The sequence below is a fragment of the Micromonospora sp. SD12 genome (genome assembly GCF_052068495.1).
In the GTDB taxonomy this organism is placed as follows: Bacteria; Actinomycetota; Actinomycetes; order Mycobacteriales; family Micromonosporaceae; genus Micromonospora; species Micromonospora echinofusca.
Map to the genome: position 1 here is coordinate 417,337 of NZ_JBQHDF010000001.1, position 13,745 is coordinate 431,081.

At 74.1% G+C, this 13,745-nt stretch carries 11 protein-coding genes; 6 read left to right on the plus strand and 5 right to left on the minus strand.

Translation table 11 applies throughout. The annotated features are described in order from the left end of the window. Nucleotides 1–353: 353 nt before the first annotated feature. Nucleotides 354–2,003 (plus strand): chromosome partitioning protein, encoded by a 1,650-nt coding sequence (locus ACTMS2_RS01950; RefSeq protein WP_441173760.1) that lies wholly within the window; start codon nucleotides 354–356, stop codon nucleotides 2,001–2,003. Nucleotides 2,004–2,125: 122 nt separating this feature from the next. Here ACTMS2_RS01950 and ACTMS2_RS01955 read toward each other — a convergent pair whose 3' ends face one another. Continuing rightward, nucleotides 2,126–2,554: a DUF3151 domain-containing protein gene (locus ACTMS2_RS01955; protein WP_441173761.1), complete on the minus strand. Its 429-nt coding sequence runs from the start codon at nucleotides 2,552–2,554 to the stop codon at nucleotides 2,126–2,128. A 264-nt stretch (nucleotides 2,555–2,818) separates the two neighbouring features. On the opposite strand from ACTMS2_RS01955, the gene ACTMS2_RS01960 reads away from it, so the two are divergent. Beyond that, complete coding sequence (locus ACTMS2_RS01960) at nucleotides 2,819–4,075, plus strand: LOG family protein (protein ID WP_441173762.1); 1,257 nt, start codon at nucleotides 2,819–2,821, stop codon at nucleotides 4,073–4,075. Between the two features lie 69 nt (nucleotides 4,076–4,144). Here ACTMS2_RS01960 and fbaA read toward each other — a convergent pair whose 3' ends face one another. Then, nucleotides 4,145–5,170, minus strand: coding sequence for a class II fructose-bisphosphate aldolase (fbaA, locus tag ACTMS2_RS01965; RefSeq protein ID WP_089002651.1), 1,026 nt, complete (start codon nucleotides 5,168–5,170; stop codon nucleotides 4,145–4,147). Nucleotides 5,171–5,321: 151 nt separating this feature from the next. Further along, nucleotides 5,322–5,705, minus strand: a complete 384-nt coding sequence (locus tag ACTMS2_RS01970) for a phage holin family protein (RefSeq protein ID WP_441173763.1) — start codon at nucleotides 5,703–5,705, stop codon at nucleotides 5,322–5,324. Between the two features lie 128 nt (nucleotides 5,706–5,833). Between ACTMS2_RS01970 and ACTMS2_RS01975 the strand changes: the two genes are divergently transcribed. After that, nucleotides 5,834–6,046, plus strand: coding sequence for a hypothetical protein (locus tag ACTMS2_RS01975; RefSeq protein WP_089002653.1), 213 nt, complete (start codon nucleotides 5,834–5,836; stop codon nucleotides 6,044–6,046). Between the two features lie 54 nt (nucleotides 6,047–6,100). Here ACTMS2_RS01975 and ACTMS2_RS01980 read toward each other — a convergent pair whose 3' ends face one another. Both ACTMS2_RS01980 and ACTMS2_RS01985 read right to left on the minus strand, forming a co-directional pair. After that, nucleotides 6,101–7,162, minus strand: coding sequence for an LCP family protein (locus ACTMS2_RS01980; protein WP_441173765.1), 1,062 nt, complete (start codon nucleotides 7,160–7,162; stop codon nucleotides 6,101–6,103). Continuing rightward, entirely contained in the window at nucleotides 7,159–7,644 is a 486-nt protein-coding gene (locus ACTMS2_RS01985; protein WP_441173766.1) for a SigE family RNA polymerase sigma factor, read from the minus strand. Before ACTMS2_RS01985 ends, ACTMS2_RS01980 begins: the two co-directional genes overlap by 4 nt. Before the next feature lie 179 nt (nucleotides 7,645–7,823). On the opposite strand from ACTMS2_RS01985, the gene ACTMS2_RS01990 reads away from it, so the two are divergent. From ACTMS2_RS01990 to ACTMS2_RS02000, 3 genes are all read left to right on the plus strand, one after another. Then, nucleotides 7,824–9,389, plus strand: a complete 1,566-nt coding sequence (locus ACTMS2_RS01990; protein WP_441173767.1) for an LPXTG cell wall anchor domain-containing protein — start codon at nucleotides 7,824–7,826, stop codon at nucleotides 9,387–9,389. Nucleotides 9,390–9,709: 320 nt separating this feature from the next. Then, complete coding sequence (locus ACTMS2_RS01995; RefSeq protein ID WP_441173769.1) at nucleotides 9,710–11,203, plus strand: 3' terminal RNA ribose 2'-O-methyltransferase Hen1; 1,494 nt, start codon at nucleotides 9,710–9,712, stop codon at nucleotides 11,201–11,203. After that, nucleotides 11,200–13,725, plus strand: a complete 2,526-nt coding sequence (locus tag ACTMS2_RS02000) for a polynucleotide kinase-phosphatase (protein WP_441173770.1) — start codon at nucleotides 11,200–11,202, stop codon at nucleotides 13,723–13,725. The genes ACTMS2_RS01995 and ACTMS2_RS02000 overlap by 4 nt, the downstream gene beginning before the upstream one ends. Nucleotides 13,726–13,745: the final 20 nt, after the last annotated feature.

Here is a 13,745-nt window from a genome sequence, read left to right on the forward strand (position 1 = left end):
CGTCCCCGCGCCCGCTGACCGCCGCCCGGACCTCCCCGGGTGCGGGCGAGCCCGCCGGAACTGACCACCTCCGTGCGACCGCCGACGCGACGACGCCCGACGGCCTCTCGACGGGAGGGTACGAGACCGGCGACCGGGCGAACGGAATCACGGCGACGAACGACAACTCCCCGGACGAAAGCGCCGGCGGCCCGGCCACCAGGAGTGCCGGCAGTCCTCCGAACGGGAGTGCCGGCGGCCCGGCCAACGGAAGTGCCGGCGGCTCGGGGAGCACCGTTGGCGGCGGTCCGGCCAACGGGAGTGCTGGCGGCGGGGTGACGAGCGGCGGTCCGGTACCGGGCGGCGGTTCGCGGATGCCGGCGGAGTCGCCGTGGGCGCAGCCGCCACAGCGCCCCGCCGCTGCGGCCGCCGAGCCCGGGCCGGGGCCCGGTGCCGCCGGCCCGACGCCCGCGTCCCAGGCTGCCGAACCCCGACAGGTCGCCCAGCAGTACCCGAGCCAGCGCGGCCCGGCCGACCAGGGCCCGCACCCGTGGCACCCGGGCGAGCAGGCCCCGCCCCGGACCGACGCTCTCCACGGCCCGGGCCCGCAGGGCCAGGCTGGGCAGGACCCGCACGCTGGGCAGGACCCGCCGGTCGGGCCCGCCACGGACCTCGGGACCGACCCGGCAGCGCCCGGGCACGATCCCGGACCCGACCCGACAGCACCCGAGCCGGACTTCGGGGCCGCCCCAACGACGTCCGAGCCCGGCCCCGGGGCCGGCCCGGACTCACCCCAGCCGGGCTTCGGAGCCGACCCGGTCGCACCGCAGCAGGCCGCACCGCCCGGGCCCTACCCGCCGCAGCAGGGCAGCCCGTACCCGCCGCAGCAGGCCGGGCCGTACCCGCCATCCCAGGCCGGGCCGTACCCGCCGCAGCAGGGCGCGTCGCCGCCCGGGCCGTACCCGCCCGGGTGGTATCCGCCGCCCTGGCCGCAGGCCGCCCCGGGCGGCCCGGCTCCGCAGCAGGCGTACCAGCCTGCGGAGGGGGTCACCGCGGTACCGCCGGCGCAGCCCGACGCCACCTGGCATCCGGCGATCACCGACCCGCCGACCGCCGAGGACTTCGCCCGCCGCCGGCAGGTGCGGCCCGCCGAACCGGTGGCCACGATGGGCGTACGGGCGGTGGTCAACCGGATGGGGCTGCGGCTGCCGCCCGGCCGCCACGAGCAGGAGGTGCGACGGGACATCGAGACGGTACGCCGCAACTTCGGCGGGCTGCGCCAGGTGACCGTGGTGAACCCGAAGGGCGGCGCCGGCAAGACGGTGGCCATCCTGCTGCTGGCGATGACGTTCGGCCAGAAGCGCGGCGGCTACGTGCTGGCCTGGGACAACAACGAGACCCAGGGCACCCTCGGGATGCGCGCCCAGCAGGACTTCCACTCCCGTACGGTGCGGGACATGCTGCGGGACCTGGGCCAGTTCCAGGGCGCGCACGGGCGGGTGGGTGACCTGTCGCAGTACGTCCGCTCGCAGGGTGAGGGGATGTTCGACGTCCTCGCCTCGGACGAGTCGGCCACCGGCGGCGAGATGCTCACCGCCGCCGCGTTCGCCGAGATCCGCGAGGTGGTCAGCCGGTTCTACAAGCTGATCTTCGTGGACACGGGCAACAACGTCCGGGCCCAGAACTGGCAGGCCGCGATGGACGCCACCGACCAGTTGGTGGTCACCATGTCGGCCCGCAACGACTCGGCGGAGACGGCCGCGCGGATGCTGGACCACCTGGAGCAGAGCGGCCGGCAGCGGCTGGTCCGGCAGGCGGTCACCGTGGTCTCGATGCCGCCGTCACGCAAGGAGATCGACCTGCCGGCGATCCAGGAGCACTTCGCGGCGCGCACCCGGGCGGTGCTGCTCGCGCCGTACGAGCGCCTCATCGACACCGGCGAGCCGATCCGGTACGGCGGGCTCTCCGCAGCCACCCGGGACGCCTGGCTGAAGATCGCCGCCGCCGTCGCGGAGGGGTTGTAGGGCGTCGCCGGTGTCCCCGGTCACGCCACCGGGCGACCTGGGGGCCGCCAGGTGGACGGCCAGAGGCTTGGACGAGCCGACGGCCGGGGCGGGCTGAGCCGCGCCGGCCGTCGGACCCGACGTCAGTTGCTGGCCAGCGCGTCCGCGGCGGCGGGGTCGCAGTCGCGGAGGAACTGGGCGCAGCGGGCCGCCTCGTCGGACTCGCCGATCTCGTCGGCCGCCCGCGACAGCACGTAGAGGCAGCGCAGGAAGCCCTGGTTCGGCTCGTGCGACCACGGCACCGGACCGAAGCCCTTCCAGCCGCTGCGGCGCAGCTGGTCCAGGCCCCGGTGGTAGCCGGTGCGCGCGTAGGCGTACGCCGGGACGACCTGGCCGGCGGTGAGGGCCCGCGCGGCCAGCGAACCCCAGCCGGCGCTGTAGGTCGGGAAGCGCGCCGCCACCTCGGCGTGGGCCTCGTCGCTGCCGGCCTTCTCAGCGGCGGCCAGAGCGGCGTCGGCCTCGTCGTGCGCGGGGAGGAGGGTGGCCGGTGGTTCCGGCAACAGGTTCTGCATCGCCCCATTCAACCCGCTTCGCACCGGGGTGCGCGAGGGGGTTGGGCGAGCCGGCTGGCTGAACGGCTGAGGAGTTGGTCACGCCTGCGGCCCATGCCCCCGGCCGATACTTTCGACTACAACTATTGGTCCGGAGCCTCCCCAGGACCGGGTACTGCGGAAGCCCGGCGGCCACGACCGCCGGGCTTCCGTCGGTCCGGCCCGGATCGGGCGGCGGGCCGGCGCAGGTTTGGCCGGTTGACGCGGCGGGGCAGGATGGCCAGGGTGCCGACCCCACCTCCCGCGGACGTCATCGAGCCGCACACCTGCACCGACGAGATCGAGACCCGCGCCGAGTTCGACCGGCGGCTGACCACCGGCAGCCTGGTCGGGCTGACCGTGCAGGGGCTGCGGCTCGACCTCGATCCCGTCCCCGACCTCACCGCCGCCGAAGTGACCGGCACCCTCTTCGTGGGCTGCCGCTTCGCCTCCCGCGAGGTCGGCGCCGACCTGGTCCGGCGCGGCGCGAACGTCGTACCGCCGTTCTCCGGACTGCCCTACCCGACGCAGCCGTCCCACCTCTACACGCCGGAGGACCTGGCCGCCGGCTTCGCCGAGGGCGGCTTCGCCGGGATGTACGACACCCGGGTCTACGAGCACTTCCGGGCGCACGGCGGGGCGCTGCCGGACGTCCGGGAGGCGCTCGGCCAGCGGCTGCACGACCACGGCGTGGACAACGCGCTGGCCGACGCCACCCGCGCCTGGCTGGCCACCCACGGGCCGCAGTCGGTGGTGGGAATCATGGGCGGGCACGCGGTGCCGCGCGGCAGCGCGCCGTACCGGATGGCGGCGGTGCTGGGCTGGGAGCTGGCCCGGGCCGACCGGCTGGTGGTGACCGGCGGCGGCCCCGGGGTGATGGAGGCCGCCAACCTCGGCGCCCACCTCGCGCTGCGGCCGGTCGAGGACCTGGACGCCGCGATCGACCTGCTCGCCACGGCGCCCGACTTCACCGACCACGACCGTTACACGGCGGTGGCGCTGCGGGTCCGGGAACTCTACGGCCGGCCGGTGGCGCTGCCCCGACCCGAGGCCGCCGACCCCGGCAGCGTCTCCCGCGCCGACTCCGCGGAGCTGGCCCGCGGCGACGTGGACTGGGCCCGCGCGGGCGGGCTGGCCATCCCGACCTGGCTGTACGGGCACGAGCCGGCGAACCTCTTCGCCGGTCGGATCGCCAAGTACTTCTCCAACGCCATCCGCGAGGACACCATCCTGCGGCTGGCCCGGGGCGGGATCGTCTTCGCCCCGGGGCGGGCGGGCACGGTGCAGGAGGTGTTCCAGGCCGCCACGAAGACCTACTACGGCACCGACGGCGCCAGCGGCGCGTACGTCTTCCTGGACCGCGCGTACTGGACGCACGAGCTTCCGGTGGAGGCGCTGCTGCGGCCGCTGCTGGGCGCCTCGCCCTTCGGCGACCTGTCGTCCTCCGTGCACCTCACCGACGACGTCCACGAGGCCGTCCGGGTGCTCACCGCGACGCCCTGACGGCCCCGGACACGCCGACGGCCGGCTCCCGGGGCGGGGAGCCGGCCGTCGGTCGTACGCGTCAGCGCGTCACTTCGCCAGCGTGGTGCCCGTCGAGCGCAGGTGCTCGCAGGCCTCCGCGACCCGGGCGGCCATGCCGGCCTCGGCGGCCTTGCCCCAGACCCGCGGGTCGTACATCTTCTTGTTGCCGACCTCGCCGTCCACCTTGAGCACGCCGTCGTAGTTGCGGAACATGTGGTCCGCGACCGGCCGGGTGAAGGTGTACTGGGTGTCGGTGTCGATGTTCATCTTCACCACGCCGTAGTCCAGCGCCTCGCGGATCTCGGAGAGCAGCGAGCCGGAGCCGCCGTGGAAGACCAGGCTGAGTGGCTTCTCCTTGCCGTACTTGGCGCCCACCGCCTCCTGGATCTGGTTGAGGATCTCGGGGCGGAGCTTGACGTTGCCCGGCTTGTAGACGCCGTGCACGTTGCCGAAGGTCAGCGCCGCCATGTAGCGGCCCTTCTCGCCCAGGCCGAGCGCCTCGACCATGGCCAGGCCGTCCTCGACGGTCGTGTAGAGCTTGTCGTTGATGGCGTTCTCGACGCCGTCCTCCTCGCCACCGACCACGCCGACCTCGATCTCAAGGACGATCTTGGCCTCGGCGGCCCGGTCGAGCAGCTCGGCCGCGATCTGGAGGTTCTCCGCCACCGGCACGGCCGAGCCGTCCCACATGTGCGACTGGAACAGCGGCTCCTGGCCGGCGGCCACCCGCTCCTTGGAGATCTGCATGAGCGGCCGGACGAACTTGTCCAGCTTCTCCTGCGGGCAGTGGTCGGTGTGCAGGGCGATGTTGACCGGGTACTTCTTGGCCACCTCGTGCGCGTACGCGGCGAACGCCACCGCGCCGGTGACCATGTCCTTCACGGAGGGGCCGGAGAGGTATTCCGCGCCACCGGTCGAGACCTGGATGATGCCGTCGCTCTCCGCGTCGGCGAAGCCCTTCAGCGCCGCGTTCAGGGTCTGCGAGGACGTCACGTTGATCGCGGGGTACGCGTACCGGCCGGCCTTGGCGCGGTCCAGCATCTCCGCGTAGGTCTCGGGGGAAGCGATGGGCATGTCGAACGCTCCTTACTTACCGCTGTCGGCCGTCACCGGCCGCTGTTGTCCCTGGGTGCGCCGGACCGCGCTGTCCACCGTCGGCAGTATCCCGTAGAAGACGGGGGCCGGCACAACCGACCCGGTACGCGCCCGGTCCCTGGCCGCCTCGTCACCGCCCCTCCCACCTGTCGGGCACGACGACGCTGATCAGCCAGGTCACCACGGCCATCACGATGGCACCCCAGAACGCGGCCCAGAAACCGTCCACGTGGAACGGCAGGTCCAGCGCCCGGGCGATCCAGTCGGTCAGCAGGAACAGCAGGGCGTTGACCACCAGCGCGAACAGGCCGAGGGTGAGCAGGTAGAAGACGCAGCCGACCACCTTGATCAGCGGCTTGAGCACCGCGTTCACCACGCCGAAGATCAGGGCCACGACGACCAGCGTGAGGGCGGAGCTGGTGCCGGACCGGCCGCTCACCTCCACCCCGGGCACGACCAGCGTGGTCACCCACAGCGCGACGGCGGTGATCACCAGCCGGATCAGGAAGCCCACCGTCCCATCCTGGCACCGGGGGCACCGGCCGGTGGGCCGATTCGGTCGACTCGGCTTCCGAGCGGCGGGCGGGTGCAACCCGTACGGTGTGTGGGGAACTGTCCGCCGAGATCCCGGGAGGGACTGATATGGGTCAGCCCGAAGAGGACTTCGCACCCAGCGACCACCTCAGCCCCGAGGAGCGCGACATGGAGGCCGAGCCGGCCGACGCGGTCGAGCAGGCCGCCGTGGTCGATCCGGGCGACGCCGACACCGAGCCCCACCGTGGCCTGGAGGTCGGCGACTGGGACGCGATGGAGCAGGCGCGGGTGGTCGCCGCCGACGAGGACGACTACCGCTGAGCCGTACGCGGGCCGGACGACGCCGGACGGTCCCGGTGGCGTCCGGCCCGCGCGTCAGCGGGTGCGGTTGACCCGGTCCGGATGCCGCGCCGCCCACTGCGCCAGCCGGTCCTCCCGCAACGCCGCGAGGAACGCCGGGGCTTGCTCCGGATCCGGTGACAGCCGCCAGCCGAGGCCCTCCGGCGGCCCGACCGGGAAACTGAGCCCGACCGGGTCGACGGACTTCAGATCCGGAAGCACCCTCAGCAGGTCCACGAGAGTCGTGCCGTCGCCGTCCGTCATCAGGTCCGCGGCGACGATGTCGGACAGGGTGAGAAGCCTGACCGGGTTGGTCAACACCCCCTGTTCACCGGCCTGCCGGATCAACCCGGCGGCGAAGAGCTGCGTGTGCCGGTCCCGGTCGAGCCCGCCCTCGGGCAGTCCCCGCCGCTGCCGCAGCAGGTCGACCGAGGCGGCGCCGTCGAGCCGCTGGCAGCCGCTCGGGAAGACCCGCTTCGTGTGGACGGAGCGCACCTCGCGCGGCAGGCAGACCTCCACGCCACGGACCTCGTCGGTGAGCCGGCGCAGCACCGGGTAGGTGAGCACCGCGCCGGCGTCCACGCGTACGCCGGTCAGGTCGGTGACCACCCGGCGGGTCAGCTCGTAGCCGCCCTTCGGGTCGGGCCGGCCCTCGCCGGCGCCGTGCAGGAAGGCGGCGTTGAGCTTGTCGGTCCCGTGCCCGGGAATCGACACCGCCAGGTCGCGGGGCAGGGAGATGAGGTACGGCCGGCTGCGGTCGGCCGGGATGTGCACCAGCAGGATCGAGTCCGCCATCCGGGCGGGCTCCTTCGCCGAGCCGTCCGCGCCGAGCAGCAGGAAGTTCAGCGCGTCCGTCGGTGCCGGTCCGGTGGGCTCGGCGAGCAGGGTGGCGTCGCCGGCGACCCGGTCCGGCGTGAGCTGGGGTACCCCGATCCCGAGTACGCCGAGCAGGGCCAGCGCGGCACCGCCGGCCCGTAGCCGCAGCCGACGACGGCGGCGGGCTGCCGCGAGCCGGTCGATGGCCGACCGCAGGGGGCCGACGGGCGGAGCCAGGGCTTCGTGCCGGGCGAAGGCGGCACGCAGGTCGTCCTCGATCACGATCGGGCCTCCACGTATTCGGCGCGCAGCGTGGCCAGGGCGCGGGAGATGGACGAACGCACGGTCCCGACAGCGCAGCCGAGGATGTCGGCGATCTCCGCGTCGGGCAGGTCCTCGTAGTAGCGCAGCACCAGCGTGGCCCGTTGCCGGCGGGGCAGCCGGGACAGCCAGGACCAGACCTGGTCCCGCTCCACTGCGTGCTGGGCGTGGTCGGCCGGCGCCGGCACCGCGTCGTCGGGATCGGCGCGCAGCAGCACCCGCCGCATCCAGGAGCCCCGTCGCCAGTCGACGTACTGGTTGGTCAGCATCCGGCGGACGTAACGCTCGGGCGAGTCGGCGCGGGCCACCCGACGCCAGTTGAGCTGGACCCGGACCATGGTGTCCTGCACCAGGTCCTGCGCCTGGTGCGGATCGCCGGTCAGCATGACCGCGTACCGCAGCAGCGCGGCCAGCCGCGAGTCGGCGAACTCCTCGTACGTCACTGCACCTCCCGGACTCCTGCTCCTGATGACGGATGCGGGCGGCCGGAACGTTGCGGCGGTCCTGGTCAGCTGTTCGGTCGATGTTTGCCCCGGTGGGGCGGACCGGGCAGCGGCAGCTCTTAAGGAGTCCTTAAGATCCGCTGGCCACTCCTGGCATTCCCACGGGAGGAACCCCCCACATGCTCACGCACTCCACCCGGCGCTGGCTGGCCGGGCTGGGCGTCGCAGGCGCGCTCGTCGCCGCCTCCGCCAGCCCCGCCGCCGCCGCGCCGGACGACATCGAGCTCTACTTCCCGGACACCACCGTCGCGCTCGACGCGCCGGGGAAGGTCCGGACGCTTCAGCTCTACACCGAAGTGCCGACCATGCTCCACGACGTCAGCGTCCGGTACGACTACCGGTCACTGGCCGGCAAGGTCACGCTGGACCCGGTGTTCGACGGAAACGACTGCGAGACCCCCGAGGCCGGCGTGCTCGTCTGCCGCGAGCACCTTCCGGTCCAGGTGGACGAGTACTACGGCGCCTGGCTGAACGACCTGGAGATCGTCGCCACCGACAAGGCGAAGCTCGACGACGCCGGCAGCCTGAAGATCAGCTTCCAGGTCGGCGGCAAGGAGCGGGCGACCTACACGGCGAAGATCCGCGTCGGCGAGGGCGTCGATCTGGCAGGCGGCCCCGAGCAGCAGTTCAAGGCTGCGGTCGGCGGCTCGTTCGAGGCGGACCTGACCGTCGCCAACATCGGCCAGACGACCGCCAAGGGTGTGGTCGCGCTGTTCGACAACGACTACCCGGTCCGCGCCAGGGACAAGTTCAGCAACTGCCTCTACGCCGAGGACTTCGTCATCGCCTGCAAGTTCGATGAGGAGATCCCGGCCGGTGAGGGACGCACCACCACGCTGAACTACCGGATCGCCGAGGACGCCTACGCGCCGTCGAACGCGTACGGCAACACCCGGTTCATGACCCCCAGTGACTTCGAGGAACTCTTCGCGGTCCGCGAGGCCTCCGGGGCGAAGGCCACCCGAGGTGGCGCCGGCGCGAAGCTGACCCTGGCCAAGGCCTCCGCCATGGCCGCCCGGGCCGCCCAGACGGACACCGATCCCAACAACGACTTCTCCCCGATGCTGATCGAGATCACCGGGAAGAACGGCGCCGACCTGGAGGCGATCGGCGACAAGCTGGACGGCGCGGCCGGCAAGGTGGTGACGGCCACCGTCGGTTTCCGGAACAACGGTCCGGCGACGCTGGAGAACTTCCGCACGGACTCAGACGTCACCTACGTGAACGTCACCGTGCCGGAGGGCACCACCGCCGTCGAGGTGCCCGGCGACTGTGCGCCCCGCGTGGGCGACAGGACGGACTACTCCGAGGCCGGCACGCCTGGTGCCCGCGAGTACCGCTGCTACCCGGGCCCGTTCGCGCCCGCCGGGGAGGCGCTGACCGTGGAGTTCCGGCTGCGCATCGACAAGGTGATCGACAACGCGACCGGCGCGGTCAAGGTCAACGTCCCGTGCGAGTGCGAGGGCGGCTTCCACGACGACCTCAAGCCCGCCAACGACGCCGCCAAGATCCTGGTGAACGCGACCGGCGGCAACGGCGGCGGTGACGGTGACGGTGACGGCGGCACCCTGCCGATCACCGGTGGGTCCACCGGCCTGATCGCCGGCATCGGCGGGCTGCTGCTCGTCGCCGGCGTCGGCGGCTACGTGGTGACCAAGCGCCGCAAGACCCGCTTCGTCGCCTGATCCACCCGCACCACCGGTGCCCCGCCGACCCCAGGCCGGCGGGGCACCGCCACATCCACACCCGCCCATACACCCACCCCCGGACCCCCACCCCGACAGCACGCGCCCCACCCAGACACCCACCCGACCGCACGCGCCCCCACCCCAGCTGGCCGCAGCCACCGGACGAACCGGGTCCACGACGGGTTTCCGGGGGAGCCCCGCCCGCGCAGGGATCAAGCCTGACCGCCCGGAGCGGGCGGGGCTCCCCCGGAAACCCCACCCGTCGAGCACCCGAAAACGGGACGACGCAAGATCGACGAGGCTGAGACCATGGGCGCGTGCTGCTCACCCTGACCACCACGCACCGCCCGGCGACCGACCTCGGACACCTGCTGATCAAGCACCCCGACCGCGCGCACTCCTTCGACGTGCCCGTCGGCACCGCGCACGTGTTCTACCCGGAGGCCGGCGAGCAGCGCTGCACCGCTGCCCTGCTGCTCGACGTCGACCCGCTGCGGCTGGCCGGCGCGCGGGGCAAGGGCCGCGGCCGGCAGCAGGCCCCGACCCCCGACAGCTTCACCCTCGGGCGGTACGTCAACGACCGGCCGTACGCGGCGTCCAGCCTGCTCTCCTCCGCGCTGTCCAAGGTGTACCGCTCGGCCCTGCGCGGCGAGTCCCGCGAGCGCCCCGAGCTGGCCCGCACACCGATCCCGCTTCAGGTGCGGGTGCCGGTGCTGCGGTGCCGGGGCGGCGCGGACGTGGCCGTCCGGATGTTCGGCCCGCTCGGCTGGGCGGTGACCGCCGCCCCGATCCCGCTCGACGAGCGGCACCCGGAGTGGGGCGACAGCCGGTACGTCGACCTGACGCTGACCGGCACGGTGCGCGTCGCCGACGCGCTCAACCACCTCTACGTGCTGATGCCGGTGCTGGACGACGCCAAGCACTACTGGATCGCTCCGGACGAGGTCGACAAGCTGCTCCGGGCCGGCGAGGGCTGGCTGGCCGCGCACCCGGAGCGTGACGTGATCACCCGCCGCTACCTGGCGCACCGGCGGGCCCTCGCCGGCCTGGCCATGGCCCGGCTCGCCGAGCGGCGGCCGACCGACGAGCCGGCCGCCGAGCCGACGGTGGAGGCGACCGGGAACGAGGCGACCGGCGACGCGACGAACGGCGACGAGGCGAGCGGCGGGGACGGGGGCGTGCAGGTCGCCGCCCGGCGGGCGTCGCTGGCCGCGCGACGGCGGGAGGCGGTGCTCGGCGCGCTGGCCGAGGCGGGTGCGAGCCGGGTGCTGGACCTCGGCTGCGGCGGCGGTGCCCTGCTCGCCGCGCTGGTCGGCGACCGCCGGTTCACCGAGATCGTCGGCACCGACGTGTCCACGCACGCGCTGACCCTGGCCGGCCGGCGGCTGCGGCTGGACCGGCTGCCCGAGCGGCAGCGGGACCGGATCCGGCTGTCGCAGTCGGCGCTGACCTACCGGGACGACCGGCTGCGCGGGTACGACGCGGCGGTGCTGATGGAGGTGATCGAGCACGTCGACCCGTCCCGGCTGCCGGCGTTGGAGGACGCCGTGCTCGGTCACGCCCGTCCGGCGACCGTCGTGGTGACCACGCCGAACGTCGAGTACAACGTCCGCTACGAGGGGCTGCCCGCCGGGCGGTTCCGGCACGCCGACCACCGCTTCGAGTGGACCCGCGCGGAGTTCACCGCCTGGGTCGACCGGGTGTGCGCCACGTACGGCTACACCGCCGCGATCGGCGGGGTCGGCGACGACGATCCCGAGGTCGGCGCCCCCACCCAGCTCGTCGTGCTGACCCGGAAGGAGAACCCGTGACCACCCTCGACATCCCCGAGCTGGCCCTGGTCGCACTCGTCGGCGTCTCCGGCTCCGGCAAGTCCACCTTCGCGCGCCGGCACTTCGCGCCCAGCCAGGTGCTCTCCTCGGACACGTTCCGGGCGATGGTGGCCGACGACGAGAACGACCAGTCCGCCTCCGCCGACGCCTTCGAGGCGCTGCACCACGTCGCCGCCACACGGCTGCGCCGGGGCCGGCTCACCGTCGTCGACGCGACCAACCTCCAGCCGCACGCCCGGGCCGCCCTGGTGCGGGTGGCCCGCGAGCACGACGTGCTGCCGGTCGCCGTCGTGTTGGACGTGCCGGAGGCGCTGGCCTGGGAACGCACCGAGGGCCGCGCCGACCGCACCTTCGGCCGGCAGGTGCTCACCCGGATGCAGCGCGACCTGCGCCGCTCGTACGGGCAGTTGGCCCGGGAGGGCTTCCGGAAGGTGCACGTGCTGCGCGGCGTCGAGGAGATCGACGCCGCCGAGATCCGCTGCGAGAAGCTGTTCAACGACCGGCGCGAGCTGGCCGGCCCGTTCGACATCGTCGGCGACGTGCACGGCTGCCGCGCCGAACTGGAGGCGCTGCTCGTCCGGCTCGGCTGGGAGCTGCGCCGCGACGAGCGGGGCCGGCCGGTGGACGCGACGCACCCGTCGGGGCGTACCGCCGTCTTCGTCGGTGACCTGGTGGACCGCGGCCCGGACTCCCCCGGCGTGCTCCGCCTGGTGATGGGCATGGTCGCCGCCGGGCACGCGATCTGCGTGCCCGGCAACCACGAGCAGAAGCTGCTGCGCCGGCTGCGCGGCCGCGAGGTGCGGCTCACCCACGGGCTGGCCGAGACGATGGAGCAGCTGGCGGCGGAACCGGACGCCTTCGTGGCCGAGGTGGCGAGCTTCATCGACGGCCTGGTCAGCCACTTCGTGCTCGACGGCGGCCGGCTGGTGGTCGCGCACGCCGGGCTGAAGGAGGCCTACCAGGGCCGCGCGTCGGGCCGGGTGCGCTCGTTCGCGCTCTACGGCGAGACCACCGGCGAGACCGACGAGTACGGGCTGCCGGTGCGCTACCCGTGGGCGCGGGAGTACCGGGGCTCGGCGATGGTGGTCTACGGGCACACGCCGGCCGCCGTGCCGGAGTGGGTGAACAACACGATCTGCGTCGACACCGGCTGCGTCTTCGGCGGCCGGCTCACCGCGCTGCGCTACCCGGAGAAGGAGCTGGTCTCGGTGCCGGCCGAGCGGGAGTGGTACGCCCCGGTCCGCCCGCTGTCCGCCGCACCGGCCCGGCCGGACCAGGTGCTGGAGCTGACCGACGTGACCGGCCGGCGGCACATCGAGCACGCGTACGGGTCGCTGACGGTGCCGGCGGAGAACGCCGCCGCCGCGCTGGAGGTGATGAGCCGCTTCGCGGTCGACCCGCGCTGGCTGGCGTGGCTGCCGCCGACGATGGCGCCCTGCTCGACGGCCACGGCGGGCGGCTTCCTGGAGCACCCGGCGCAGGCGTTCGCCGACTACCGCGCGGCGGGGGTGGACCGGGTGGTCTGCGAGGAGAAGCACATGGGCTCGCGGGCGGTGGTGCTCGTCTGCCGGGAGGCCGACGGCGGGCCGTTCGGGCCGGGCGGCGGAGTGGTGCACACCCGCACCGGCCGCCCGTTCTTCGGGGCGCCGCTCGACGCGGAACTGCTCGACCGGGTACGCACGGCGGTCGGCGGGGCGGGGCTCTGGGACGAGCTGGGCACCGACTGGCTGCTGCTCGACTGCGAGCTGCTGCCCTGGTCGGCGAAGGCGGGCGGCCTGATCCGCGAGCAGTACGCCGGGGTCGGCGCCGCCGGCCGGGCCGCGCTCCCGGCGGCGCTGGCCGCGCTGGAGGCGGCGGCCGGTCGGGGCCTGCCCGTGGACGGGCTGCGCGACCGGATGGCCCGCCGCCGCGACGAGATCCTGGCCTACTCCGAGGCCTACCGGGCGTACGTGGGGCCGACCGACGGGCTGCGCGGGGTGACCCTGGCCCCGTTCGCGGTGCTGGCCGGCGCGAAGGCCAGCTACGCCGACCGGGACCACGGCTGGCACCTGGGGCTGGCCGACCGGCTCTGCGCCGCCGACCCGGAGTTCTTCACGCCGACGCGCCGCGAGGTCGTCGACCTGGCCGACCCGGCCGCCGAGGTGGCGGCCACCGAGTGGTGGCTGGCGCTGACGGCGGCCGGCGGCGAGGGCATGGTGGTGAAGCCGTACGCCGGGCCGGCGGCCCGCACCGAGCGGGGCTCGCTGCTCCAGCCGGGCATCAAGTGCCGGGGCCGGGAGTACCTGCGGATCATCTACGGGCCGGGCTACGACGAGCCGGAGCAGCTCGCCGCGCTGCGCCGCCGGTCGCTGGGGCGCAAGCGGGGGATGGCGCTGCGCGAGCACGGGCTGGGGCTCGCGGCGCTGGACGCGCTGGTCGCCGGTGCTCCGCTGTGGCGCCGCCACGAGCTGGTCTTCGCGATCCTGGCCTGCGAGTCCGAGCCGGTCGACCCCCGGCTGTGACGTCGAGCACCGGCGTGGGG